Raw genomic sequence first — 2,841 nt, forward strand, 5'->3', positions numbered from 1 at the left:
GTCCCGACGGGCACGCCCATCGTCGTTCCCGGCGACGCCGCCCCGCGACTTCACCCCCGACGTCTCATCATCCGAGACGGATGGCGATCCGTAGAACCGTCGATGATCCGTCGATGGTCAACCGGACCTTTCGCTGTGCTGCCAACGATCCGAGCCGCCCTGCCACGGCCGGCCGGTCGAGGAATGGTCATGACGGAGGTGAACTTTCCCCCGCGATGCGTCTATGGTCGATGGCGGTATGGACACGACGGACACCGCAACGACCAACCATTCGACCGACGACAGCTCGACCGACGGCCCGGCCGACCACCCGGCGTCGACCCACGCCGCGGAGCCCCTCCCGGGCCTCACGGTGCGCCCACCGACGACCCAGGACGGCGCCGCGATGTGGCGCCTGGCGCGCGACTCGGGCTCGCTCGACCTCAACTCGTCCTACGCCTACCTGCTGCTCGCGGACCACTTCGCCGCGACCTGCCGGCTGGCGTTCCTCCCCGACGGCCCCGAGGGCACGCCCGGCACCGGCACCGAGGGCGAGCCCGTGGGCTTCGTCTCCGCGTACCGGCTGCCGGCCGACCCGGCCACGCTCTTCGTCTGGCAGGTCGCCGTCGACCCGCGGGCCCGCGGCCGTCGCGTCGCGGGGCGGCTGCTGGACGCCGTCGTCGACGCGACGGCGCAGTGCGACGGCACCGCCGTCACCCGGCTGCACACGACCGTGACGACGGACAACGCGTCGTCGCGGCGGGTGTTCGCGCGGTGGGCCGCCGAGCGGGGTGCGACCCTGCGCGAGACGACGGGGTACGAGGCCGCGCACTTCCCCGACGGCCACGAGGCCGAGCCGCTGCTGGTGATCGAGGGCATCCGCCCTCCCCGTTGACGTCCCACCTCACAGGTCCTCAGACCTCGGGCTGCGCCGGTTCGGCGCGCAGGTGACGACGCAGCCCTCTCCCTCACAACAACCGCACCGGCGCGCACCACCTCAAGGAGTGTCCTTCGTGACAACCCCGACCGTCCCCACCACCGAAGCGTCCGCCGCCGACGACCCGCTGGGCTTCACCGCCCTCGAGTCGGAGGTCCGCAGCTACTCCCGTTCCTGGCCCGTCGTGTTCGACCGGGCCTCCGGGGCGACGGTGCACGCCGAGGACGGCACCGAGTACCTCGACTTCTTCGCGGGCGCCGGCACGCTCAACTACGGGCACAACAACCCGCTGCTCAAGCAGGTGCTGCTGGACTACCTCGCCGACGACCGCATGGTGCATACGCTGGACATGTTCACCTCGGCGCGGCGGGAGTTCCTCGAGACGTTCAACGAGGTGATCCTGGAGCCGCGCGGCCTGGACCACAAGGTCGTGTTCCCGGGCCCGGGCGGCGCCAACGCGGTGGAGGCGGCGCTCAAGCTGGCGCGCAAGGTGACGGGCCGTGAGTCCGTCATCAACTTCACCAACGCGTTCCACGGGATGACGCTGGGCGCGCTGTCCGTGACGGGCAACTCGATGAAGCGCGGCGGCGCCGGCATCCCCCTGGTCCACGCCACCCCGATGCCGTACGACGACTACTTCGACGGCGACGTGCCCGACTTCGTGTACCTGGAGCGCCTGCTCGAGGACAGCGGCTCGGGCCTCAACGCACCCGCCGCCGTCATCGTCGAGACCGTGCAGGGCGAGGGCGGCATCAACGCCGCGCGCGCCGAGTGGCTGCGCGGCCTGGCCGACCTGTGCAAGCGCCACGACATCCTGCTGATCCTCGACGACATCCAGATGGGCTGCGGCCGTACCGGCAAGTTCTTCTCGTTCGAGGAGGCCGGCATCGTGCCCGACATCATCTGCCTGTCGAAGTCGATCTCCGGCTACGGCCTGCCGATGGCGCTCACCCTCGTGCGCCCGGAGCTGGACATCTGGGAGCCGGGCGAGCACAACGGCACGTTCCGCGGATTCGCCCCCGCCTTCGCGACGGCCGCCGAGGCGATCCGCACCTACTGGACGGACGACACCCTCGAGACGTCCACGATCGACAAGGGCGCGCTCGTCGAGGCGCACTTCAACTCCCTGGTCGCCCGCTACGGCGACGACGTGCTGGTGGCCAAGGGCCGCGGCCTCGCCCGCGGCCTGCAGACGCCGGACGGCGAGACCGCGAGCCGCATCTGCGACGAGGCGTTCTCCCGCGGGCTGCTCATGGAGACCTCGGGCCCCGACGGCGAGGTCGTCAAGCTGCTGCCGCCGCTGACGATCACCTACGACGAGCTGCAGCGCGGCCTGCGCATCATCAGCGACTCCGTGGCCGCCGTCCTGCCCGCGCCGACGGCCTGACCCGCACCCGCCCCACCGCACCCGAACCACCGGAGGTACCACCCATGCTCGTGCGCACGCTCGACGAGATCACCGACACCGACGCCGACGTCAAGAGCGAGAACTGGCGCTCGAAGCGGATCGTCCTGGCGAAGGAGGGGGTCGGCTTCTCCGTGCACGAGACCACCCTGTACGCCGGCACCGAGAGCTTCTTCTGGTACGCCAACCACATCGAGGCCGTCTTCATCACGTCCGGCGAGGGCGAGATCGAGGACCTGGGCACCGGCGAGGTGCACCAGCTCAAGCCGGGCTCGCTGTACCTGCTCAACGACCACGACAAGCACAAGGTGCGCCCGCGCACCGACATCACGTGCGTGTGCGTGTTCAACCCGCCGGTCACCGGCCGCGAGGTGCACGACGAGAACGGCGTCTACCCGCTCGTCACCGAGCCGACGACCGAGCCGGAGCCCGCCGCCGTCTGACCCGCCCTCCCGCCGAGATAGAGAACCCGGACCCGCGAGATAGAGAGGCTCGACGAGACCGCAACGGGTTGCGGTCT

The 2,841-nt window shown here is 70.7% G+C and carries 3 protein-coding genes; all 3 read left to right on the forward strand.

Features of this window, described 5'->3' with window-relative positions:
* The first annotated feature begins 238 nt into the window (after positions 1 to 238).
* The 3 genes from ectA (at position 239) to ACFUVW_RS20485 (ending at position 2,764) form a co-directional block, all read left to right on the forward strand.
* The gene (gene ectA / locus ACFUVW_RS20475) at positions 239 to 874 is read left to right on the forward strand and encodes a diaminobutyrate acetyltransferase (RefSeq protein ID WP_430573134.1); all 636 of its coding nucleotides are present in this window, start codon (positions 239 to 241) and stop codon (positions 872 to 874) included.
* Between the two features lie 118 nt (positions 875 to 992).
* Positions 993 to 2,303, forward strand: coding sequence for a diaminobutyrate--2-oxoglutarate transaminase (ectB, locus tag ACFUVW_RS20480; RefSeq protein ID WP_430573135.1), 1,311 nt, complete (start codon positions 993 to 995; stop codon positions 2,301 to 2,303).
* A gap of 44 nt (positions 2,304 to 2,347) precedes the next feature.
* A complete protein-coding gene (locus tag ACFUVW_RS20485; RefSeq protein WP_430573136.1) occupies positions 2,348 to 2,764 on the forward strand; it encodes an ectoine synthase in 417 nt (138 codons plus the stop codon).
* The last annotated feature ends 77 nt before the right edge of the window (positions 2,765 to 2,841 follow it).

It is taken from the genome of Isoptericola sp. NPDC057391 (genome assembly GCF_042668085.1).
Lineage (GTDB): Bacteria > Actinomycetota > Actinomycetes > Actinomycetales > Cellulomonadaceae > Isoptericola.